The following is a 321-nucleotide window of genomic DNA, read 5'->3' on the forward strand; positions in this document are numbered from 1 at the left end:
GTGCATCGCCTCAGGGCCATATCCCCCGACATGTCCCATATCCGTCGCCAAATCAGCGTGGCCAATAAATACGGCATCAACGCCTTCAGTATTCGCAATCGCATCGATATTCTCAATCGCGCGGGCGGATTCAACCTGCACCATCAACGCAACCTCCTGGTTCGCATTCGCCATATAGGTCGTATCCGCGCCATAGCCACTCACACTGGCCACCATGGCGCCAACGCCCCTCCGCCCCTGCGGCGCATAGCGCATAGCTTGCGCCAACTCCTGCGCTTGGGCACCGGTTTCCACCATTGGCACCAAAACCGTCTGAAACCC

Annotated in this window: 1 protein-coding gene; it reads right to left on the minus strand. The window is 58.6% G+C overall.

What is annotated here, in order from left to right; translation table 11 throughout:
• A partial coding sequence (locus tag AB9F29_RS21740) for an aldolase/citrate lyase family protein (protein WP_369757227.1) occupies positions 1-321 on the minus strand: 321 nt, incomplete at both ends.

The sequence above is a fragment of the Falsihalocynthiibacter sp. S25ZX9 genome (assembly GCF_041205405.1).
Taxonomy (GTDB): Bacteria; Pseudomonadota; Alphaproteobacteria; order Rhodobacterales; family Rhodobacteraceae; genus Falsihalocynthiibacter; species Falsihalocynthiibacter arcticus.